Source organism: Pseudomonas sp. WS 5503, assembly GCF_012985385.1.
Lineage (GTDB): Bacteria > Pseudomonadota > Gammaproteobacteria > Pseudomonadales > Pseudomonadaceae > Aquipseudomonas > Aquipseudomonas paracarnis.
The window spans coordinates 285,505-306,864 of record NZ_JAAQWI010000009.1 but is presented as its reverse complement, the minus strand read 5'-3'; the positions used below and the strand labels follow the sequence as shown (position 1 = coordinate 306,864).

The window sequence follows — 21,360 nt, the reverse complement described above, 5'->3', positions numbered from 1 at the left end:
CCTTGGACTATTTCCTAATCTAATGCGCATAGCCGCCCAGCGACAAGGTCGGGGCGGTTTAATAGGTTAGCGTGTTGAAGGGTGATCAGCGTGCCTGATTGGTCATTTTGCGGGCGCTGGCAAGGCCACCGGTGTAAGCACGGGGCGGCCGGCAAAGTATTCCACCAGATTATCAGCGACGCGCTGCACCGTGTCATGGGCCGCTTCCGGGGACAGGCCGGCCACGTGGGACGTCAGCACAGTATTGCTCAGACGCTTGAGGGCATCGGGCACTGCAGGCTCATCGTCAAACACGTCCAGCGCGGCGCCGCCGATGCGGCGCTGCTCCAGCGCGGCGACCAGGTCGGCGGTCACCACTACGCTGCCGCGCCCGATGTTGACCAGAAAGCCGTGCGGCCCCAGGGCGTCCAGGGCGTGACGGTCGATCAGGTGACGGGTGCTGGCACCGCCGGGCGTAGCCAGCACCAGGAAATCCGAGGTACGCGCCAGCTCGACAGCCGTCGCACAGTAGGTGTAATCCACGTCATCGCGGGGTTGGCGGTTGTGATAACTCACCTCCATGCCGAACCCCAGGGCGGCGCGCCGGGCAATCTCCATCCCCACCGCACCCAGCCCGAGAATCCCCAGGTGTTTACCGCTCAGGGAAGGGCGCATCACTTTCGGCCATTCGCCACGCCGCACCGCTGCATCCGTCTGGGGAACGCCACGCACCAGCGACAGCAGCAGCGCCATGGCATGGTCGGCCACCGACGGCGCATTTACCCCTGCACCGTTGGTCACCACGATCCCACGATTGCTCGCGGCCTGCAGGTCCACGTGTTCGTAGCCGGCACCGATCACGCAGATGATTTCCAACAACGGCAGTGCCGCGATTTCATCGGCGTACAACCCCAGCGGGCCACGGGTCAGCACGGCCTTGATCTGCCCACCGTGCAACTTGATCGCCTGAGCGCGTTCGACGGGCGTCGGCGCCAGAATCACATGAAAGTCATTGCTCTCGATGATTTGCAGGTACTCGTTGATGGTTTCAACCAGGACCAGAACGGTGGTGGGCATGGGGCAGCTCTCCGGTGAGTTCGATGCTCTGAGTATGCTGCATTTTTGTTGCGCGAAATGCCGAGGGCCCGAGAAAGCGCGACTGATTTTGCGAAAGGTGCCAGCGTCTCGGCGAGCGGGAGACGCTGTTTGCACGCGGGCGAATTATTTAGCGGGTGCAGGCTTGCGCACCTTGCTCTGTTCGGCCGCTACGATGTCCATGTAATCGTAGGTAGGAAAGAACTCTGTCCTGAAGGGCCCCCATGCAGAGCGTTCGATGGCGAGATTGACCTCCCGCAGGCGCGAGGCGGGGAAGCGTAGAACGATGACGTGGCCGATCCCCATGGCGATGGTCCAACTGACGATCTCTACCCCTTCAGGAGGGAATACTTTAAAGAGTTCCTGTTCGGTGAGTTTTGTTCTTATTTCGTTCAAGTTGCGAGATTGGTCATGTTTGAGGAAAACGGTCAGCAGCACCGCATTGTCAGCGCTGATGGCGACAGGTTTTCCTGATGTGGAAGCCTGCGCATGAAGGCCGCCTGCAACAAGGGTAGAGAACAATAAAACAGACGCCAATAAAGGCTTTAATAGCGTTTTCATTGAGTGAGGCCTTTTATGAGTATTGTCGCTACTCGTGGGGTGAGTGTTGAGGGTTAGTGGGTGGGGGTGGTTTTTACTGATCCGGTATAGGGCGCATGAACCACATGTATTCGAACAAGAGGGTTGGCGTCGATCATGTCGCGCGGCACTTCACGAGAGTAAGTGAATTCCTGATTGTTCAACGTCTCAAGTTTTCTGACGATGGTTCTCGTTGCACCTTTATCGGGTATCAGGATATGGTTTTTCCTGTCCCCTGTTACCATGAAGTAACCGCCGCCGCCGTTGTCATATTTTGATAGCCCGGTATCGGTGTAGAAAAATTCGTAGCGATTACGCTCAGGGTCCCACGCTGATATTCCAACGACACCTGGGTACTTGTCCTTTACATCGATCTCTGGGGCGCCCTCTATATAAACTTTTGTCGTCAGCCAGCGGGGGGATGTGCCCAGGGCACTTGCGTCGGAGTTTTCTACTGCCGGTTGTGCTTGGCTGGCCAATGGGCTGAGCATTCCGGTGGCAAGTATCAGCGAGAAAATAAGGTTGTGTTTTTTCATCAAGTCGCTCCTGGCGAGTGAGGTTTTTAATTCTGCTGTCGTGGGTTTAGAGGACTTTGTTTTTTTGAGCTGAGCTGGAATATAGACGTGATAGGAGGGGCTCTCAATGCTTGGGAAAACCCTTGCAACAAAACCCGCAATAATTAGAGTTTCAGTCCAGATGCGCTGATTAACTGTCTGTAAGAACTTTCTTATATGTGAGGGTGCGTAACTTTAATTGATGTTGGGTTTCTGTCAGCGGCTTGCCACTGGAGAACTTTGAATGACTGGATTTGTTTAAACACAGCTTCGCCGGCCTTGCCTGATCGACCCTCCCAATGCCACGCCGGCAGGGGGGGCTCGTGAGGTGGGTAAAGGCGGTGCGCATCTGGCGTTGACTCAACTGAGCTGCCCATGGACCGCCTTCCAGGCTTTGCACTGCATTGCCGTTCCTCAGCTAAGTCTTTGCTTATTCACAAGAATCCCGGACAATCGCGCCCCTGTTAAGGTCAGGGCGCTGCCTGTCAGGTTTTTCTGACTCGTCCTGGCCGTGTGAATGCGGAGATCCGACCGGATGAATGATCAGGCCAATAGCGTCGACGAACGCTATGCAACGACACCTGCAACGCTCACAAGCTGGAGCCGCCAGGACACCACCTGGATGCTCGGGCTGTTCGGTACCGCCATTGGCGCCGGTACTTTGTTCTTGCCGATCAACGCGGGCCTGGGGGGCTTCTGGCCGCTGGTGATCCTGGCGTTGCTGGCCTTCCCGATGACGTTCTTTGCCCACCGTGGGCTGACCCGTTTCGTGCTGTCCGGCCGCGAAGGTTCCGACATCACCGACGTGGTGGAAGAGCATTTCGGTATCAAGGCCGGTGCACTGATCACCTTGCTGTACTTCTTCGCGATCTTCCCGATCCTGCTGATCTACAGCGTGGCGCTGACCAATACCGTCAGCAGCTTCATGGAGCACCAACTGCACATCCTGCCGCCGCCCCGGGCGATCCTGGCGTTTGTATTGATCCTCGGCCTGCTCGCCGTTGTGCGCTGCGGTGAGCAGATAATCGTCAAGGCCATGAGCTTGATGGTGTATCCGTTTATCGTCGCCTTGCTGTTCCTGGCCGTGTACCTGGTGCCGCACTGGACCGGTGGCATCCTCAGCACCGCCAGCGAAGTCCCCGCGCCTTCAGCCTTGCTCAACACGCTGTGGCTGGCGATTCCGGTGATGGTGTTCTCGTTCAACCATTCGCCGATCATCTCGGCCTTTGCGGTGGACCAGAAGCGCCAATACGGCGCCCACGCCGAGGAGCGCAGTTCGCAGATCCTGTCCCGCGCGCACTTGCTGATGGTGGCGATGGTGCTGTTCTTCGTGTTCAGTTGCGTGCTGACCCTGTCGCCCGCGCAGTTGGCGGAAGCGAAAGCGCAAAACCTGTCGATCCTGTCGTACCTGGCCAACCACTTCGATAACCCGACGATTGCCTTTGCCGCACCGTTGATTGCGTTCGTGGCGATTGCCAAGTCGTTCCTGGGCCACTACATCGGTGCCAGCGAGGGCCTCAAGGGCCTGGTGGTCAAGACTGGCCGCCGTCCGGCACCCAAGACCCTGGACCGCATGACCGCCGCCTTCATGCTGGTGGTGTGCTGGATCGTCGCCACGCTTAACCCGAGCATCCTTGGCATGATCGAGACCCTGGGTGGGCCGGTGATTGCGTCGATTCTGTTCCTGATGCCGATGTACGCCATCCGCAAGGTGCCGGCCATGGCCAAGTACCGTGGGCAGGCGTCGAATGTGTTTGTGACTGCAGTTGGCTTGGTTGCCATTACGGCGTTGGTGTATTCGCTGGTTGCGTAGGAGCGAGCTTGCTCGCGAAGAACGTCAACGATAACGCGTGCTTCCTGGATGAACGCGGCGCCGGTGAGTTTTTCGCGAGCAAGCTCGCTCCTACACTGGATTAGGGCAGCCAGCTCCCACATTTGTTTTGTGTTGGCAGTAAAGGTTAATTCCAGGCATAAAAAAACGCCGCGTACCTTGCGATACGCGGCGTTCTTCACATCAACACACCGTTAAGCTTGAATCACCGGGATGTTGGCGCTTGCTGCGATCTTGCGGAACTCAGCGATCTGGTCGAAGTTCAGGTAGCGGTAGACGTCACTGGCCATGGTGTCCAGTTTCGCTGCGTAGCCCATGTACTCTTCGACTGTCGGCAGGCGACCCAGAGTGGAGGCGACTGCCGCCAGCTCAGCCGATGCCAGGTAGACGTTGGCACCATCACCCAGGCGGTTCGGGAAGTTACGGGTCGAGGTCGACACGACGGTGGAGTTCGGCTCAACGCGTGCCTGGTTACCCATGCACAGCGAGCAGCCTGGCATTTCCATACGTGCGCCAGCCTTGCCGTAGATGCCGTAGTAGCCTTCTTCGGTCAGTTGGTGAGCGTCCATCTTGGTCGGCGGCGACAGCCACAGACGGGTAGGCAGCTGGCCCTTGACCTGCTCCAGCAGCTTACCGGCAGCGCGGAAGTGACCGATGTTGGTCATGCACGAACCGATGAACACTTCGTCGATCTTCTCGCCAGCGACGCTGGACAGCAGACGGGCGTCGTCCGGGTCGTTTGGCGCGCAGAGGATCGGCTCGTTGATTTCCGACAGGTCGATCTCGATGATTTCGGCGTATTCGGCGTCGGCATCGGCCTCCATCAGCTCCGGGTTGGCAACCCAGGCTTCCATCGCTTGGGCGCGACGTTCCAGGGTGCGTGCATCGCCGTAGCCTTCGCCGATCATCCAGCGCAGCAGGGTGATGTTGGAGTTCAGGTACTCGGTGACGGACTCTTTGGACAGCTTGATGGTGCAACCGGCAGCCGAACGTTCAGCCGAGGCGTCGGACAGCTCGAAAGCCTGTTCTAGCGTCAGATCGTTCAGGCCTTCGATTTCCAGGATGCGGCCAGAGAAGGCGTTCTTCTTGCCTTTCTTTTCTACGGTCAGTAGGCCAGCCTGGATCGCGTAGTAAGGAATGGCATGAACCAGGTCACGCAGGGTGATGCCAGGCTTCATCTTGCCTTTGAAGCGCACCAGAATCGATTCCGGCATGTCCAGTGGCATTACGCCAGTGGCTGCGGCGAACGCGACCAGGCCAGAACCGGCCGGGAACGAGATGCCCATCGGGAAACGGGTGTGGGAGTCGCCACCGGTACCGACGGTGTCCGGCAGCAGCATGCGGTTCAGCCAGCTGTGGATGATGCCGTCGCCTGGACGCAGCGATACACCGCCACGGGTCATGATGAAGTCAGGCAGGGTGTGGTGGGTGGTCACGTCGATCGGCTTGGGGTAAGCCGCGGTGTGGCAGAAGGACTGCATCACCAGGTCGGTCGAGAAGCCCAGGCACGCCAGGTCCTTGAGTTCATCACGGGTCATTGGGCCGGTGGTGTCCTGGGACCCCACGGTGGTCATCTTCGGCTCGCAGTAGGTGCCTGGACGAACGCCTTTGCCTTCTGGCAGGCCACAGGCCTTGCCGACCATTTTCTGCGCCAGGGTGAAGCCTTTGCCGGTGTCGACAGGCGCTTCAGGCAGCTTGAACAGGTCAGTCGGGCCCAGGCCCAGCTCAGCGCGTGCCTTGTCGGTCAGGCCACGGCCGATGATCAGCGGGATACGGCCGCCAGCACGGACTTCGTCCAACAGCACTGGGGTCTTCATTTCGAAGGTGGTCAGGACTTCGTCGGTGCCGTGCTTGCAGACTTTGCCAGCATGCGGGTACAGGTCGATCACGTCGCCCATGTTCATGTTGGTGACGTCGAATTCGATTGGCAGTGCGCCAGCATCTTCCATGGTGTTGTAGAAGATCGGAGCGATCTTGCTGCCGAAGCAGAAACCGCCGGCACGCTTGTTCGGCACGTAAGGTACGTCGTCACCGAAGAACCACAGTACCGAGTTGGTCGCTGACTTACGCGACGAGCCGGTACCGACCACGTCACCCACGTAGGCGATCGGGAAGCCTTGGCCGCGCATTTCTTCGATCTGCTTCATCGGGCCGGTCTTGCCTTGCTCGTCCGGCACGATGCCTTCGCGAGCCATTTTCAGCATGGCCAGGGCGTGCAGCGGGATGTCAGGGCGGGACCAGGCGTCAGGCGCAGGCGACAGGTCGTCGGTGTTGGTTTCGCCGGTGACCTTGAAGACGCGCAGGCTGATCTTGTCGGCCAGGGTAGGGCGGTTGCGGAACCACTCGCCGTCAGCCCAGGACTGGATCACGCCTTTGGCGTGCTCGTTGCCGTTGCGGGCTTTTTCGGCGACGTCGTGGAACGCATCGAACATCAGCAGGGTGTGCTTGAGTTGGGCGGCCGCGACGGGCGCCAGTTCGGCGTCGTCCAGCAGCTCGACCAACGTCACGATGTTGTAGCCGCCCTGCATGGTGCCGAGCAGTTCAACAGCGCGTTTCTTGTCGATCAGGGGGGAAGTGGCTTCGCCCTTGGCCAGGGCAGACAGGAAACCGGCCTTGACGTAAGCGGCTTCGTCAACGCCTGGTGGAATACGGTTGGTGATCAGGTCAACGAGGAATTCTTCTTCGCCAGCCGGAGGATTTTTCAGCAGCTCGACCAGGCCTGCGGTTTGTTCGGCGTTAAGCGGCTGGGGAACGATACCCAGTGCTGCACGCTCTTCGATATGTTTGCGGTAGGCTTCAAGCACAGTTATTACCCTCATCAGTGGTCCCACGGGACGCTCATCCAGAAATGAACGGCACGCATGCGCTCGGGGGCTTTTTGGGCCGCAAAGCCAGCGCTGCCGGCATTCCTTACAGAAGCTGCTTTCAAAGTTTTACGCCTGCAGAACGGAGCTGATGAGGGTTGGCGCGGGCTCTGACCTACCGGGTCGAACCTGCGCCAACACCGTTCTGAAGGAACGACTGTGCTCGTGACGCTTTGAAAACAGCTTCCAGCGGATTATTGGCGCCTTACAAGGCCGGGTGATTCTACGGCAAAAAAAATCTAAAGGTAAGTTGCCTGCTCAAGTTTGCTGGGTGATCAACCTTAGACAAAGGGCTAACATGGCACACTGTTTCGCTGATTTGCGTGTTGCTGCTTATGCCCAACCAAACCATCAAGACCCCCTGCGTCGGCCTGTGCTCCACGGTCTACGGCGATCTCGTGTGCCGTGGATGCAAGCGCTTCCACCATGAAGTGATCCAGTGGAATGGCTATAACGAAGAAGAAAAACGTGCGGTCTGGCTCAGGCTTGAGCAGCTGTTGGTGCAGGTCATGGCCGGTAAAGTGGAGGTTTTCGACCCCAAGACCCTGCGCGGGCAGTTGGAGCAACGCAAGATTCGCTTTGTGCCACACCAGTCCGAGTATTGCTGGGCCTACCAGTTGATCGCCCGTGGGGCCCGGGTGATCAATAACCTGGAAGCCTATGGGATGGTGCTGTTGCCGGAGTTTCGCGACTGGGCGCTGCCTGAACTGCGCGATGCCATTGATCGCGAGTTCTTTATCTTGTCCGAGGCGCATTACCAGCGCTATATCGCGCCGGGGTTCTTGAAAGATGCGCTGGGTAACTGACTGGCGAGGTCAATGTGGGAGCTGGCTTGCCTGCGATAGCGGTGTATCAGGAGCAAATGCGCCCGCTTACCCACCGCAATCGCAGGCAAGCCAGCTTCCACATTTGATCCACATTGCCTGAAGGTCGGTGTCAGGGCTTGGTCGCCAGCTCTTCCAGATGGTCCATGAGCGTCTGCGGTTTGAGCACCAGCACATCGCTTTGCACCGCATCCAGCACCACTTCTGCGGTATTGCCGATCAACGCGCCGGAAATCCCCGTGCGCGCCACCGTGCCGATAATGGTCACCGCCGCCTGCAACCGATGGGCGATATGTGGGATCAGCACATCGGCCGGGCCTTCTTCGATATGCAGGTGCCTGTCGTCCACGTCGAACTCGGCCTGGAAGGCCTTGCATTGCTCGCGGTAACGCGCCTCGATGGTTTCCTTGAGCTGAAAGGTCGGGTCTGCCGCCGACAGCATGGGCGAGGGGTGAGCGCTGATCACATGCAACTGCGCTTTGGCGAGGCTGGCGATATCAAAGCCATGGTCGATGATCGAATTGTGCAGCGAGCGGTGTTCGCCGTCGGCGTTGCCCACGTCGATGGCCGCCAGGATCACGCCGCCCGCCCAGGGGGTGGCGGTCTTGACCAGCAACACCGGCGTTGGGCAGTAGCGCAGCAACTTCCAGTCCGCCGGGGTCAGCAGGGCTTTTTTCAGAGGGTTGTCGGGGAAGTGCTGTTTGATCACCAGGCCACAGCCTTCGGCTTGCTGCACATCGATGATGGTTTCATGCAGGCTGTCGTTCCAGGCCTGCTCGGTGGTGACGCTGTAGCCGTCTTCTTTCAAGCCTTCCTTGAGCAGGCTCAGCAGCGCCGAATGCTCGTGCTTCTTGTCACAGACCAGCAAGTGCAGGTGCGCGTCGGTGACTTTGGCAATCAGCTTGGCACGCTTGAGGGCCAGGCTTTCCGAATGCTCGGGCTCGATGACCACCAGGATGCTGCGGATGGCTTGCATGGTCGGGATCTCCAAAAGGGCGGGCGTTGGATAACTATAGTTGCTGCTACGCAGCCGTCATGTTGATACACATCAAGGCCGGTGGCTGGTGGTCTGCGACGGGGTCGGTATAATCGGCGCCCTTTTGTGATCCTTTGCCCGTGAGCCCGATGAACCTGCCCGAAATCCATGAATTCCTCGGCTGCCGCACCCCCGATGCCTGGGTCCAGGCCGCGTTGGCCGATCAGGAAACCCTGCTGATCGACCACAAGAACTGCGAATTCAAAGCCGCCAGCACCGCCTTGAGCCTGATGGCCAAGTACTACGGCCACGTTGACCTGATCAACATGATGTCGCGCCTGGCCCGCGAAGAGTTGGTGCACCACGAGCAGGTCATGCGCCTGATGAAAAAGCGCAAGGTCGAACTGCGTCAACTGCACGCCGGCCGTTACGCCTCGGGTTTGCGCAAGGTGGTGCGCAGCCATGAGCCGGTCAAGCTGGTGGATACCCTGGTGGTGGGGGCCTTTATCGAAGCGCGCAGTTGCGAGCGGTTCGAAGCGCTGGTGCCGCATTTGGACGAAGAACTCGGCAAGTTCTATTTCGGCTTGCTCAAAAGCGAGGCGCGGCACTTCCAGGGCTACTTGAAGCTGGCATACCAGTACGGCGACGCCAAGGATATCGCCCAGGTGATCGAGCGGGTACGGGCCACCGAGCAGGACCTGATCGAATCACCCGACGTCGAGTTCCGCTTTCACAGTGGCGTGCCAGCCTGAGGCTACGGCCACACCGATCAAGGCGGTGATCCCGGTCAGCAGCAGGATCACCGTTGGCGTGCCCAAAGGCGCTGCCAACACGGCAATCATCAAGCCCGCCAAGGGCTGGGCCAGGTTGTTGAGCAAGGTCATCACGCCAACGGTCTTGCCGAAGTCCTGCACCGGAATCACCCGTTGGCGGGTGCTGCGCAGGTACACGTTGAACATCTTGTCGAAGCCGGTCAGCAGCAGGAACCCCACCGTGTAGGCCCACACGCCGGGGCTGAGCGCGGTGATCAGCGCGCCGACGGTGATCATCGAGTACGACAACCCGCCCAGTACCTTCAGCTTCAGTGATGAATGCGCCAGGTAGAACAGAATCGCGATTGTCACCAGCGCCCCGGCGGCTTGCAGCAGGGCATAGGCGTCTTTGCCCGCTGCGTAGTGGCCGGTGACCATGGCAGCCGAGGTAGCCAGCGTCACGCCGACCATCAGGTTCACACCGACCGCCAGGACGATGATGCGTTTCAACTCCACCCGGTTGAGGATGTGGCCAAAAGCGGTGCGCAGGGGTTGCAGCCAGTTACCCGGCTGTTGTTCATGGATGTGCAGGTCCACCGTGGTGTTGCGCTGCCAGATCAGCATCGCCAGGTCTGCCAGCACAAACAGCGCGGCGACGCCCAGCACTACCCATGGCCACGCCCAGACTTCCAGCATCAGCGCCGCCACCAATGGCCCGAGCACCAGTCCGCCCTGGTCGGCGATCTGCGAATAGGACAAGGTCTTGGCGTAGGTGTACTGCCCGAAGATATGCGGCATCACCACTTCCCGCGCCATGATGCCCTGGGTGGTCAGCACGCCGCACAACGCGGACAGCATCACCAGCCAATGGATACCGTCGAACAGCCCATACAGCGCCATCGCCACCACGCAGGCCAGGGCCCGATACACCTGGCTGATATGCAGGATACGCACCGGTGAAAACCTGTCGCACAACGCGCCGCACACCGGAAACGCCAGGTAGCGCGGCAGTGACTCGATAAAAAACGCCAACCCCGCCCACGACACGCTTTGCGTGGTCTGGAACACGATCAGTGGCACGATAAACAGCAGAACCTGGTCGGCCAGCCGTGAAAGGAACAGCGAAATGAAGAACGCCAGGTAATCCTTGCGCATGGAACTCCCTGTCAATGGCGTTAAAAACTGCAGGCTATTTGTTAAAAACTCTTAAAAGCATGAAGCTTCTTCGCTGTGGACTGGTCAGCCACCTCTGTCGGCCAGCTTGCCACCTATAATGGCCCCATTTCAATCCGCGCATCCACACTGAGAACTTATGGAAAACCTGGGTCTGGGCAAGGTCCTGCTCGTTGAGGACGATGAAAAGCTGGCAGGGCTGGTCTCGCATTTTCTGTCGCAGCATGGTTTCGAGGTACGGGTGGTGTACCGGGGCGATGAAGCGCTGGCGGCGTTCCTGGATTTCAAGCCGAAGATCGTCGTGCTCGATCTGATGCTGCCGGGTCAGAGCGGGCTGCATGTCTGCCGCGAGATTCGCAACGTGTCGGACACGCCCATCGTGATCCTCACCGCCAAGGAAGATGACCTGGACCATATCCTTGGCCTTGAGTCCGGTGCTGACGACTACGTGATCAAGCCGATCAAACCGCCGGTGTTGTTGGCGCGCCTGCGTGCGCTGCAGTGCCGCCAGGTGCCCGAGCCCACCGTGCGCGGTGCCCTGGAATTTGGCCGTTTGTCGATTGATCGCAGTTGCCGGGTGGTCCGCCTGGGCGGCGAGACCATTGACCTCACCACCATGGAGTTCGAGTTGCTGTGGTTGCTGGCCAGCAGCGCGGGCAAGATCCTCTCTCGCGACGACATCCTGAACCGCATGCGCGGCATTGCCTTTGACGGGCTGAACCGCAGCGTAGACGTGTACATCAGCAAACTGCGCGGCAAGCTCAATGACAACCCCCGCGAACCGGTGTGCATCAAGACCATCTGGGGCAAGGGCTACCTGTTCAATCCGTTCGCGTGGGAGGTGTAGATGCTGCGCTTGTACCTGCGCCTCTATTTGATTCTCGCGCTCGGTCTGGCCGGGTCGATCTGGTTGGTCAACTTCGGCCTGGACGCTTACATGCCCGAATCCAACGAAACCTATAACCGTGAAGCCCTGCGCGGCCCGGCCTGGGCCTTGGTGGAACAGTTGCGCCCCGTGCAGGCAGAGGCGCGCCAGGCACGCCTGGACGAACTGCAACCGCATTACGGCTTGCGGCTCGAACTGGTGCAGCGCGACACCCAGGATTTGAGCGAACGGGAACAGAAACTCCTGGCGGCTGGCCAGGTGGTGGTGCGCGAGGACTTCATGAAATTTCTTGCGCCTATCGACGACGGCCCGCAACTGCTCGAAATCAGATTGCCGGAGGAACCCAAGTGGTTGTACCTCTGGGCCTACGCTTTCCTGGGCGTGAGCCTGGCCATCGTCCTGTATTTCTGGGTGCGTCCACACTGGCGCGACCTGGAGCACATCCGCCTGGCAGCGCAACGTTTCGGTGACAATGACCTGGGCTCGCGCATCTTGTTGCCGACTCGCTCCACCGTGCGTTCACTGGCCGGGCACTTCAACCAGATGGCCGAGCGCATCGAAGGTTTGATCGCCAACCAGCGCGAACTCACCAACGCGGTCTCCCACGAATTGCGTACGCCGATTGCGCGGCTGTCATTCGAGCTGGACCAGCTCAGGCAGCAGAGCGACCCACGGCAAAGCCGAGCATTGATCAACGACATGTACGCCGACCTCGGTGAGCTGGAAGAAATGGTCTCCGAGCTGTTGACCTATGCCAGCCTTGAGCCAGGCGCGACCCAGGTCACTCGCGAGCAAATCGAGGCCCACAGTTGGCTCGACAGTGTGATCGGCAGCGTGGCCCTGGAGGCCGAAGCGGAAGGGGTGCAGTTGTCGTTGCGCACCTGCGAGGTGGACGTTATCCAGATCGAGCCACGCTTTATGGCGCGGGCCGTGATCAACCTGCTGCGCAACGCGATTCGTTATGCCGATCGTCGCGTGGAAGTGTCGCTGGTCAAGTTTGGCAGCGGTTACGAAGTGCGGGTCAACGACGATGGGCCGGGAGTACCGCTGGAGGGTCGCACCAAGATATTCGAACCCTTCCTGCGCCTTGACGCCAGCCGCGACCGCCGCACAGGCGGATTTGGTCTGGGCCTGGCGCTGGTCAAGCGTGTCAGCCAGTGGCATGGCGGACAGGTGGAAGTGCAGGATTCGGAGTGGGGCGGGGCGTCGTTTCGAATGACGTGGGCCTATGCCGAGTAAGGGGGCTTGCCCCAATGCCATCGTGGAGCGAGCTTGCTCGCGAAAAACCTCAACGATAACGCGTGTTTTCTGGATAAACGCGGCGCCTGCGAGTTTTTCGCGAGCAAGCTCGCTCCTACAGAGGGCAAGTCAGATCAGAAGGTGTACTGCAGCTCCCCCAACACCGATGCCTGCAGCCGCTGCTCCACGATCGGGCTCTTGCCTGCTTCATCCGCCAGGTATTGCACATCCAGCAAGGTCGAGAACTGCGTGTGTTCGTTGATCGGCACGCTCCATGAAAGGTTCATGCCATTGCTGATATTGCCGGCCCTTGCCTTGTATTCCTTGAAGCGGCTGCGGGTGGCCTGGTCGGCAGTCACGCCGTACCAGGTTTGCAGGTAGTTGCGGTCACCGAAGTGGCTGTTGATGGCGGCATCGACGGAGCCGTAGCGGCCTTCATAGAGATTGGTACCCAGGCTCAACTCCAGGTGGGTAAAAGCCTTGCCGGTTTCCTTGTGTTTATCTTCTTCAAGCGCATGTTCCAGGGTGGCGCCGATGATCACACCGCCGAGGTTGTAGGCGGCACTCACCCCCAATTGCGGACGTGACTTGATCTCGCCCATGCCTTTGAGGCGTTTGGAGCCGGCATGCATGCTTTCATTTTTATCCTTGCGCGAATCGCTTGCGCCAACGTATGCGCTGAAGCTCAGGGCATTACCTTCGTAACCCCAGCCCAAGCCCGTATCAGTGTCGAGGAAGACGCCCCAGGGGCTGATGATTTTGCCACCGAGCACAGGCGCCGTCATACGTTCGTGGCTGCCACTGTAGCGGGGGGGCGTTGGCCATGCCGGCCTCGAGGCTGTATTGCCAGTCTTCGGCAAGCGCCGTATCGGCGGCGGCGAGCAGGCACAGTGAGGTCAATGACAGGCACAGGTTTTTTGAGTGCATCAGGGTGTTTTCCTGGTTAGAGGTTCAAGGGTGTGTGGGGTGAATGGGTGCGTTTGAACGAGTAGCCCGAAGCACTCAGGCCGTTGACCTGGCGGCTGACGGTATCGCCCAGGCCGTAGCCGTTGCCGGCCAGCACCGCATGGGCGTTGTCGATGGGCAGCAGGATGTAGTCGGTCAACGGCTCGCCGTGCAATTGGCCGCGAATCACCAGGAAACCGTCCTCCTGGCGCACGCTGATGCCACTCAATGGCGCGTCGGGTTCATGGCTGCTGAGCACCTGGTAGGTGCCGACCGTGTTGGCCCACGCGGCGGACAAGGGCGGCGGCTCGATGCGCTCGCCGATGGCAATGCGTTGGCCGTGGCTGCGGGCGGTGAGCATTTGGCGGCCTTGTACCGTGAGCACATCCAACTGCACGCGGCCCAACTCGCCGAGGTCCTTGCGCCAGAAACCCAGTATCTTTTTCTGCGCCCGCAGCCAGCCTTGCTCATCACGCAATAGCTGGAAATCGTAGCCGGCCAGTTCACCGCTCAAGCGCGCATGCTCATCCCTGATGCGGAACACGCCCCAGGCGGTGGCGTAGAAGCCTGCCAGGCGCTTGCGATCCACCGCCGCCGGTACATGGCGCAGCTTGAGGCCGTGGCTGGGGGCCTGGCAGTCATCGGCGCATACGGGCTTGCCGGTCTGAGCCTGGAGCATCAGGCGCAGGCTGTCGGTGGTCAGCGACACCACCATGTCTTCGGCGTTGCTGTCGTTGGCCATGATGACCACGGCCAGTTGCTGATCCGGCAGCAGGGTCAACTGGGCCACGAAGTCGTCGCCGCCACCGCTGTGCTGGTAGGTGCGCACACCGGGGCCGATGGGCTCGTCACCACAGGGCGCCAAGAACCAGCCCAAGCCCATCTGGCAGTCGAAATCCAAGGCATTGCCGGTGTTTTGCTGGGTAAACATGGCGTCGATAGACGTGCTGCCGAGGATCTGGCTGCCCTTGTAGGTGCCCTTGGCAAACAGCATGCGTACGTAGCGGCTGAGGTCTTTGGGGCTGGTCCACAGGCCGCCGGCGGCGAGGTCACGCACCTGTGGGTCGGTGCTGGCCTTGCCATCCTCGTAGCCGTGGGCGCGATAGCTCATTTGCGCACCGGTGCCCAGGAAACTGGACTGGTTCATTCGCAAGGGTGTGAGCAGGCTGCTTTGTAACTGGGCTTCGAAGCTTTTGCCGCTGCTGCGCTCAATGGCGGCGCCCACCAAGGCATAGCCAAGGTTGGAATACGCCACCTGGGAGCCCGGCAGGCTGCTCAGCCACACACCCGACACACGCATCGGCATTTGCCCCATGGCATAGGTGCTGCGCAGGTCGCGCAGGTGCTCGCTGGGCAAGCCGGATTGATGGCTGAGCAAGCGCCGCAAGGTGATCGCTCGATCCGCCTCGGCCTGGTCGCTGTGAAAGCGGGAGCGTACGTAGAACTCACGCAGGGTCTTCTGGATCGGCGCATCCAGCGCCAGGTGTTGCTGCTCCACCAGTTGCAGCGCTGCCGTGGCGCTCAGCAGCTTGGAGATGCCACCTGCGCGAAACGCGGTATTGGGCGTGACCGGCACCCCCAGGTCTTTGTCAGCCAGGCCAAAGCCGCGGGCCCAGATCAGCTCCTGGCCATTGACCAGGGCAATCGACAATCCCGCCACATTGTCCCGCGCCATCTCCCGGGGAATGCGGGTTTGCAGGTAGCGGATGATTGCGCCGTAATCGCCTTTTTGAATCGGCGGCGGGACAGGCGGTTGCGAGTGGCAACCGATACTGCCCAACAGGCAACCCAAGAGCGGAATACCGCGCAATCTGCGAAACATCAAGAGCACCCGAATGATGATTTGGATGCTGGAATGCTAGGGCGGCGGGGGCCGAGAATCTTTGAGTGCTTTGTCGGGAAACTGTCAAAGACTGTTAACGGCCGCTTATAAAAACATCAGGATTTGCCCAGGGGTGCGGGCATCAACGTGGCGATCAGGGCGCGAATGGTCCCCGGCAGCGCTTCCAGCTCGCGTACCAGGATGCTGCGCTCGCGAATCGCCCAGGGCTCGTCCAGTTTTACCGTCACCAGCTGCATGGTGCGGCTGTGACGCAGGGCGGCGGACTCGGGAATGATACCGATGCCCACGCCGGCCTCGACCATCCGGCAGATCGCCTCGAAGCTCGAGACCTGGATACGCAGCGACAATTGCTTGCCCAGACGCTCGACGTGTTCGCGCAGGAAACTCAACAGCGTGCTGCCTTCATGCAGGCCGATATGCTGATACGCGAGGGTCTGCTCAAGGGTCACCGAAGGCTGGTCGGCCAACGGATGCCCGACGGGTACCATCAGCACCAGTTCGTCGGTGCTGAAATGCAACACTTGCAGGCCGGAGGCTTCCACGGGGCCGGCGATGATGCCCATGTCACTGGTGCCATCGAGCACCCCACGCACGATGTCCCGCGACAGGCGCTCCTGCAGGTCGACGGTGACGCCCGGGCGCTGTGACAGAAAGCCTGCCAAGACCTCCGGCAAAAACTCGGTGACCGCCGTGGTGTTGGCGAAGATACGGATATGCCCGGCCGAATCCACGCCGTATTGGGTGAACTCGCTTTTGAGGTAATCCACCTGGCGCATGATCAACCGCGCATGGTGTAACAGGCGCTCGCCTGCCGGGGTGATCTCCACGCCCCGGCTATCGCGGTACAACAGGCGCGTGTCGAGCTGACCTTCCAGGGCTTTGATCCGCGCACTGGCGGCAGCCGGCGACAGGAAGGCGCGCTTGGCACCCTGGGTGAGGCTGGGGGATTCGGCGATATGGATAAACAGGCGCAGGTCGGCGAGATCGAAGTGCATGCAAAACTCCAGGCTTGTGATCACTCGTGGCGAGGGAGCTTGCTCCCGCTGGACTGCGAAGCAGACCTGTTTTTTGGGGCCGCTTCGCGCCCCAACGGGAGCAAGCTCCCTCGCCACAAGAGGTACGCATAGGAATGGTGCGTTCAGCTTAACCGAACGCTGGTTTATTGAAATGCAAATTCTCAGAACGGGCAGGCCCTTGCATGATCCACGGCAGACACCCACTGCCTGAGGACCTGCACCCGATGAGCGCCACTGATTGGATCGGCCGAAGTGAGACCGCCCACGACCACCTGAGCCATAACCTGCTCAAGCGCATCGCCGCGACGTTAGGTGAAGAGGTGCCTGCCGACGGCGACGCTGTGCCTGCGTTGTGGCAATGGTGCTTTTTCCAGGACCCGCTGCCGGAGGTGGCGTTGGGCAGCGACGGCCATCCGGCACGCGGCGGGTTCCTGCCGCCGGCCGATAACCGCAATCGCATGTGGGCCGGTGGGCGTGTTGAATTTCTGCACCCACTGCGGGCTGGCGAGGCGGCTACGCGCGTGTCGACCATCACCCAGGTCGAAGAAAAGACCGGGCGCACCGGCTCACTGCTATTTGTCACCGTGCGCCATGACTACTCCCAGGAAGGGCGCCTGGCCATCCGCGAGGAACAGGACATCGTCTACCGCGAAACCACGCCACCCAAGCTTGGCAGCGGCGACGCGCTGGCCCGGGGCGAATGGACAGAGGCCGTCGAGCCGACGCCGACCCTGTTGTTCCGTTACAGCGCCGTCACGTTCAACGGCCACCGCATCCACTACGACTATCCCTATGTCACCGGCACCGAAGGCTATGCCGGCCTGGTGGTGCATGGCCCGCTGATCGCCACTTTGAACCTGCGTGCGTTCTGCCGGGCGCACCCTGAGGCGACCCTGCGCCGCTTTGCCTATCGCGGCGTGCGCCCACTGATTGCGCCACAGCCTTTTGAGGTGGGCGGGCGTATCACCGCAACCGGCGTCGCAGAACTCTGGGCGGGCAATACTGAAGGCCTGGCACAGACCGCCCAAGTGCATTTCGAATAACCCGATAACAACAGGCGGAGAGCCGTTAATGAATGCCCATGACAACGAAGAACTCAAGGCCATCCGCGAAGGCGTGCGCGCCTTGTGCGCCGAGTTCGATGCCGCTTACTGGCGCAAGATCGATGAAGAAAAAGGCTTCCCTGAAGCCTTCGTCAAGGCCCTGACCGACGCCGGTTGGCTGTCGGCCATGATCCCCGAGGAATACGGCGGTTCCGGCCTGGGCCTGGCCGAAGCCTCGGTGATCCTTGAGGAAGTCAACCGCTGCGGCGGCAACTCGGGCACCGTACACGGCCAGATGTACAACATGTTCACCCTGCTGCGTCACGGCAGCGAAGCGCAAAAACGCTTCTACTTGCCCAAGCTGGCCAGCGGTGAATTGCGCCTGCAGTCGATGGCCGTCACCGAACCCACTACCGGCACCGACACCACCAAGATCAAGACCACGGCGATCAAGCGCGGCGACAAGTACGTGATCAACGGCCAGAAAGTCTGGATCTCTCGGGTACAGCATTCCGACCTGATGATCCTGCTGGCACGCACCACGCCCTTGGCCGACGTAAAGAAAAAATCCGAAGGCATGTCAATCTTCCTGGTAGACCTGCGCCAGGCCATCGGCAACGGCCTGACCGTGCAGCCCATCGCCAATATGGTCAACCACGAGACCAACGAGCTGTTCTTCGACAACCTGGAGCTGCCCCTGGACAGCCTGATTGGCGAGGAAGGCAAGGGCTTCAAATACATCCTCGATGGCCTGAATGCCGAGCGCACGCTGATTGCCGCCGAGTGCATCGGTGACGGCCGCTGGTTCATCGAAAAGGCCAGCGCCTATGCCCGCGACCGTGTGGTGTTTGGCCGGCCAATCGGGCAGAACCAGGGCGTGCAGTTCCCGATTGCCGAGGCGCATATCGAGATCGAAGCGGCCGACCTGATGCGCTGGCGTGCCTGCGAGGAATACGACAGCGGCAAGAACGCCGGGGCCAGTGCCAACATGGCCAAGTACCTGGCGGCCAAGGCGTCCTGGGAAGCGGCCAACGCCTGCCTGCAAACCCACGGCGGCTTCGGCTTTGCCTGCGAGTACGACGTGGAGCGCAAATTCCGCGAGACCCGCCTGTACCAGGTGGCGCCGATCTCCACCAACCTGATCCTGTCCTACGTGGCCGAGCATTTGCTCGAATTGCCACGCAGCTTCTGAGGGCCTTGAGCATGCATTATACCCAAGCCCTGTGCCGGTTCCTGGCCGAGCTGACGTACTCACAATTGCCCGAGCCCGTGCTGGCGCGTACCGAAGAGCTGTACCTGGATTGGCTCGCGTCCGCCTTGGCCAGCCAAGGCGCGCACCCGATTCCCTTGTTTGAACGCTACGCGCAGAAGATGGGCCCGAGCAGCGGCCCGGCCCAGGTGATCGTCAACGGCACCGGCACCAGCGCGTATTTCGCCGCACTGGTCAACGCCGCCTCCTCACACCTGGTGGAGCAGGATGACCTGCACAACTGTTCCGTGCTGCACCCGGCCACCGTGGTGTTTCCCGCCGCGTTGGCGGCTGCCCAGGACCTCGGCAAGTCTGGCCGTGAACTCTTGCTGGCCTCGGTGGCCGGCTACGAGGCGGGAATTCGCATCGGTGAGTTCATGGGCCGCTCGCACTACCGCATCTTCCACACCACGGCCACGGTCGGCACCCTGGCGGCGGCAGTCGCGGTGGGCAAGTTGCTCGATTTCAACGAAGAACAATTCATCAGCCTGCTCGGCAGCGCCGGCACCCAGGCTGCCGGGCTGTGGGAGTTTCTGCGCGATGCCGCCGACTCCAAACAACTGCACACGGCCAAGGCGGCGGCGGACGGCTTGCTGGCGGCTTACCTTACGGCCGATGGGCTGACCGGCGCGCGCAATATCCTTGAAGGTGAGCAAGGTTTGGCGGCAGGTATGTCCAGTGATGCCCAGCCGGGAAAATTGTCTGCCGAGCTGGGCAGCCGTTGGGCGCTGGTGGAAACCTCATTCAAATTCCACGCCTCCTGTCGCCACACCCATCCTGCTGCCGACGCGCTGCTGGCCGTGATGCAGCGTGAAGGCTTGAGCGCTGCGCAGATCTCCCAGGTGCGAACCCACGTGCACCAAGGCGCCATTGACGTACTCGGCCGAGTGACGGTACCGGCCACCGTGCACCAGGCCAAATTTTCCATGGGCACCGTGCTTGGGCTGATCGCTGTGCATGGCAAAGCCGGGTTGCCTGAATTCCATGAGCTGGCGTTGACCGATCCTGCGGTCGCGGCGTTTCGCGACAAGGTCAGCATGACCCTGGACCCGGAAGTCGACAGCGCCTACCCGCAACGCTGGCTGGGCCGCGTCACGGTCACCACCACCGATGGCCGCACGCTGCGCGGTGCCATTGATGAACCCAAGGGCGACCCGGGCAACACCCTGAGTCGGGCCGAACTGGCGGATAAGTTCCAGCGCCTGGCCCACTTCAGCGGCGCCCGCACCCCGACCCAGGCCAGAGGCCTGATCGAGCAGGTGTGGAACCTGCGCACTACCGCGTCCATGGCCCATTGGCTTTGAGGGATTTGTCATGACTGAACAACGACCGCTGGACGGCATCACCGTCGTCAGCCTGGAACACGCGATTGCCGCGCCATTTTGCACGCGCCAGCTGGCCGACCTCGGTGCCCGGGTCATCAAGGTAGAGCGCCCCGGCACCGGCGACTTCGCCCGTGGCTATGACGAGCGGGTGCGTGGCCTGGCGTCGCATTTCGTCTGGACCAACCGCTCCAAGGAAAGCCTGACCCTGGACCTCAAGCAGGACGAGGCGGGCGCTATTCTGGATGCGCTTTTGGCCGATGCCGATGTGTTGGTGCAGAACCTTGCCCCCGGCGCGGCAGCGCGCATGGGCTTATCGTTCGAGGCGCTGCACGTGCGCTTTCCACGCCTGATCGTCTGCGATATTTCCGGCTACGGCGAAGGCGGGCCCTACGAGAAAAAGAAAGCCTACGACCTGCTGATCCAGAGCGAGGGCGGCTTTCTCTCGGTGACCGGTGGCCCAGGTGAAGAGCAGATGGCCAAGGCCGGTTGCTCCATCGCGGATATCTCCGCCGGGATGTACGCCTACAGCGGCATACTGTCGGCGCTGCTGCTGCGCGGCAAAACCGGCCAGGGCAGTCGCATCGATGTGAGCATGCTCGAAAGCCTGGTGGAGTGGATGGGCTACCCGATGTATTACGCCTTCGACGGCGCGCCGCCGCCACCGCGTGCGGGTGCCGCGCATTCGACGATTTACCCCTACGGGCCGTTTCCCACCGGGGGCGGCGGCACGGTGATGCTCGGCTTGCAGAACGAGCGCGAATGGGCGGCGTTCTGCGACAAAGTGCTGCTCACCCCGGCATTGGCTACGGACGAGCGCTTCAGCGCCAATTTCAAGCGCTCGGCCAACCGCGAGGTGCTGCGCCAGATCATTGTGGAGCGCTTTGCCCAACTGGACGTCGAGGCGGTGATCCAGCGCCTGGAGCACGCGCAAATTGCCAGTGCCCGGGTCAACGACATGCAAGGCGTGTGGGACCACCCGCAACTCAAGGCCCGCGACAGCTGGCGTGACGTCGACAGCCCGGCGGGGCCGTTGCCCTCGCTGCTGCCACCGGCCCGTAACGCCGCGTTTACCCCGCGCATGGACGGCGTTCCAGCGCTGGGGCAACACAGCCAAGGCATCCTCGACCAGTTGGGTTACTCCGTTGAGGCCATTAACAGTCTGCGTGAGCGCGGCGTTATCTAATCAG

General features: G+C 61.0%; 17 protein-coding genes and 1 pseudogene. 9 read left to right on the top strand and 9 right to left on the bottom strand.

The window, feature by feature from the left end; translation table 11 throughout:
- Positions 1-102 precede the first annotated feature (102 nt).
- The 3 genes from HBO10_RS23155 to HBO10_RS23145 form a co-directional block, all read right to left on the bottom strand.
- On the bottom strand, positions 103-1,056 hold the full coding sequence (locus tag HBO10_RS23155; protein ID WP_034126011.1) for a 2-hydroxyacid dehydrogenase: 954 nt from the start codon (positions 1,054-1,056) through the stop codon (positions 103-105).
- A 144-nt stretch (positions 1,057-1,200) separates the two neighbouring features.
- Positions 1,201-1,635: a hypothetical protein gene (locus HBO10_RS23150; RefSeq protein ID WP_034126010.1), complete on the bottom strand. Its 435-nt coding sequence runs from the start codon at positions 1,633-1,635 to the stop codon at positions 1,201-1,203.
- A 53-nt stretch (positions 1,636-1,688) separates the two neighbouring features.
- Entirely contained in the window at positions 1,689-2,189 is a 501-nt protein-coding gene (locus tag HBO10_RS23145) for a DUF4822 domain-containing protein (protein WP_034126009.1), read from the bottom strand.
- Positions 2,190-2,742: 553 nt separating this feature from the next.
- Between HBO10_RS23145 and HBO10_RS23140 the strand changes: the two genes are divergently transcribed.
- Positions 2,743-4,020, top strand: coding sequence for a serine/threonine transporter (locus tag HBO10_RS23140; protein ID WP_034126008.1), 1,278 nt, complete (start codon positions 2,743-2,745; stop codon positions 4,018-4,020).
- Positions 4,021-4,232: 212 nt separating this feature from the next.
- Here HBO10_RS23140 and acnB read toward each other — a convergent pair whose 3' ends face one another.
- Positions 4,233-6,842, bottom strand: coding sequence for a bifunctional aconitate hydratase 2/2-methylisocitrate dehydratase (gene acnB / locus HBO10_RS23135; protein WP_003190828.1), 2,610 nt, complete (start codon positions 6,840-6,842; stop codon positions 4,233-4,235).
- Between the two features lie 395 nt (positions 6,843-7,237).
- On the opposite strand from acnB, the gene HBO10_RS23130 reads away from it, so the two are divergent.
- Positions 7,238-7,708: a DUF1289 domain-containing protein gene (locus tag HBO10_RS23130; protein WP_032892118.1), complete on the top strand. Its 471-nt coding sequence runs from the start codon at positions 7,238-7,240 to the stop codon at positions 7,706-7,708.
- Between the two features lie 130 nt (positions 7,709-7,838).
- Here the strand turns inward: HBO10_RS23130 and HBO10_RS23125 are convergent, their stop codons facing one another.
- Positions 7,839-8,702 carry a universal stress protein gene (locus tag HBO10_RS23125; protein ID WP_034126007.1) on the bottom strand — a complete coding sequence of 288 codons (864 nt, stop codon included), beginning with the start codon at positions 8,700-8,702 and terminating at the stop codon, positions 7,839-7,841.
- 149 nt (positions 8,703-8,851) lie between these two features.
- Here HBO10_RS23125 and miaE point away from each other — a divergent pair, with 149 nt between their 5' ends.
- Positions 8,852-9,454 (top strand): tRNA isopentenyl-2-thiomethyl-A-37 hydroxylase MiaE, encoded by a 603-nt coding sequence (gene miaE / locus HBO10_RS23120; RefSeq protein ID WP_032892116.1) that lies wholly within the window; start codon positions 8,852-8,854, stop codon positions 9,452-9,454.
- Here miaE and HBO10_RS23115 read toward each other — a convergent pair.
- On the bottom strand, positions 9,410-10,609 hold the full coding sequence (locus HBO10_RS23115) for an MFS transporter (RefSeq protein WP_034126006.1): 1,200 nt from the start codon (positions 10,607-10,609) through the stop codon (positions 9,410-9,412). The two genes, miaE and HBO10_RS23115, sit on opposite strands and share 45 nt — an antisense overlap.
- 157 nt (positions 10,610-10,766) lie before the next feature.
- Between HBO10_RS23115 and HBO10_RS23110 the strand changes: the two genes are divergently transcribed.
- Together HBO10_RS23110 and HBO10_RS23105 are read left to right on the top strand one after the other, a co-directional pair.
- Positions 10,767-11,474 carry a response regulator gene (locus tag HBO10_RS23110; protein WP_034126005.1) on the top strand — a complete coding sequence of 236 codons (708 nt, stop codon included), beginning with the start codon at positions 10,767-10,769 and terminating at the stop codon, positions 11,472-11,474.
- Entirely contained in the window at positions 11,475-12,752 is a 1,278-nt protein-coding gene (locus HBO10_RS23105; RefSeq protein WP_034126004.1) for an ATP-binding protein, read from the top strand.
- A gap of 134 nt (positions 12,753-12,886) precedes the next feature.
- Here HBO10_RS23105 and HBO10_RS23100 read toward each other — a convergent pair.
- The 3 genes and pseudogenes from HBO10_RS23100 to HBO10_RS23090 form a co-directional block, all read right to left on the bottom strand.
- Positions 12,887-13,679 (bottom strand): annotated as a pseudogene (locus tag HBO10_RS23100) (MipA/OmpV family protein).
- Between the two features lie 16 nt (positions 13,680-13,695).
- A complete protein-coding gene (locus HBO10_RS23095; protein WP_034126003.1) occupies positions 13,696-15,519 on the bottom strand; it encodes a serine hydrolase domain-containing protein in 1,824 nt (607 codons plus the stop codon).
- A gap of 116 nt (positions 15,520-15,635) precedes the next feature.
- Complete coding sequence (locus HBO10_RS23090) at positions 15,636-16,535, bottom strand: LysR family transcriptional regulator (protein ID WP_034126002.1); 900 nt, start codon at positions 16,533-16,535, stop codon at positions 15,636-15,638.
- A gap of 245 nt (positions 16,536-16,780) precedes the next feature.
- Between HBO10_RS23090 and HBO10_RS23085 the strand changes: the two genes are divergently transcribed.
- The 4 genes from HBO10_RS23085 to HBO10_RS23070 are packed head-to-tail and all read left to right on the top strand — an operon-like array spanning position 16,781 to position 21,356.
- Positions 16,781-17,599, top strand: coding sequence for a MaoC family dehydratase N-terminal domain-containing protein (locus HBO10_RS23085; protein WP_034126370.1), 819 nt, complete (start codon positions 16,781-16,783; stop codon positions 17,597-17,599).
- Positions 17,600-17,627: 28 nt separating this feature from the next.
- Complete coding sequence (locus HBO10_RS23080; RefSeq protein WP_034126001.1) at positions 17,628-18,791, top strand: acyl-CoA dehydrogenase family protein; 1,164 nt, start codon at positions 17,628-17,630, stop codon at positions 18,789-18,791.
- Between the two features lie 11 nt (positions 18,792-18,802).
- Positions 18,803-20,152 (top strand): MmgE/PrpD family protein, encoded by a 1,350-nt coding sequence (locus tag HBO10_RS23075; protein WP_169922115.1) that lies wholly within the window; start codon positions 18,803-18,805, stop codon positions 20,150-20,152.
- 10 nt (positions 20,153-20,162) lie between these two features.
- Positions 20,163-21,356: a CaiB/BaiF CoA-transferase family protein gene (locus tag HBO10_RS23070; RefSeq protein ID WP_034125999.1), complete on the top strand. Its 1,194-nt coding sequence runs from the start codon at positions 20,163-20,165 to the stop codon at positions 21,354-21,356.
- Positions 21,357-21,360: the final 4 nt, after the last annotated feature.

Excerpts from the sequence above, each read along its gene's own strand:
- HBO10_RS23070 (WP_034125999.1), top strand. The coding sequence starts at position 20,163 with ATGACTGAACAACGACCGCTGGACGGCATCACCGTCGTCAGCCTGGAA.
- HBO10_RS23075 (WP_169922115.1), top strand. The coding sequence starts at position 18,803 with ATGCATTATACCCAAGCCCTGTGCCGGTTCCTGGCCGAGCTGACGTAC.
- HBO10_RS23105 (WP_034126004.1), top strand. The coding sequence starts at position 11,475 with ATGCTGCGCTTGTACCTGCGCCTCTATTTGATTCTCGCGCTCGGTCTG.
- HBO10_RS23155 (WP_034126011.1), bottom strand. The coding sequence starts at position 1,056 with ATGCCCACCACCGTTCTGGTCCTGGTTGAAACCATCAACGAGTACCTG.
- HBO10_RS23085 (WP_034126370.1), top strand. The coding sequence starts at position 16,781 with ATGAGCGCCACTGATTGGATCGGCCGAAGTGAGACCGCCCACGACCAC.
- HBO10_RS23090 (WP_034126002.1), bottom strand. The coding sequence starts at position 16,535 with ATGCACTTCGATCTCGCCGACCTGCGCCTGTTTATCCATATCGCCGAA.
- HBO10_RS23095 (WP_034126003.1), bottom strand. The coding sequence starts at position 15,519 with ATGTTTCGCAGATTGCGCGGTATTCCGCTCTTGGGTTGCCTGTTGGGC.
- HBO10_RS23080 (WP_034126001.1), top strand. The coding sequence starts at position 17,628 with ATGAATGCCCATGACAACGAAGAACTCAAGGCCATCCGCGAAGGCGTG.
- HBO10_RS23145 (WP_034126009.1), bottom strand. The coding sequence starts at position 2,189 with ATGAAAAAACACAACCTTATTTTCTCGCTGATACTTGCCACCGGAATG.
- HBO10_RS23110 (WP_034126005.1), top strand. The coding sequence starts at position 10,767 with ATGGAAAACCTGGGTCTGGGCAAGGTCCTGCTCGTTGAGGACGATGAA.
- HBO10_RS23125 (WP_034126007.1), bottom strand. The coding sequence starts at position 8,702 with ATGCAAGCCATCCGCAGCATCCTGGTGGTCATCGAGCCCGAGCATTCG.
- HBO10_RS23140 (WP_034126008.1), top strand. The coding sequence starts at position 2,743 with ATGAATGATCAGGCCAATAGCGTCGACGAACGCTATGCAACGACACCT.
- miaE (WP_032892116.1), top strand. The coding sequence starts at position 8,852 with ATGAACCTGCCCGAAATCCATGAATTCCTCGGCTGCCGCACCCCCGAT.
- HBO10_RS23130 (WP_032892118.1), top strand. The coding sequence starts at position 7,238 with ATGCCCAACCAAACCATCAAGACCCCCTGCGTCGGCCTGTGCTCCACG.
- HBO10_RS23115 (WP_034126006.1), bottom strand. The coding sequence starts at position 10,609 with ATGCGCAAGGATTACCTGGCGTTCTTCATTTCGCTGTTCCTTTCACGG.
- HBO10_RS23150 (WP_034126010.1), bottom strand. The coding sequence starts at position 1,635 with ATGAAAACGCTATTAAAGCCTTTATTGGCGTCTGTTTTATTGTTCTCT.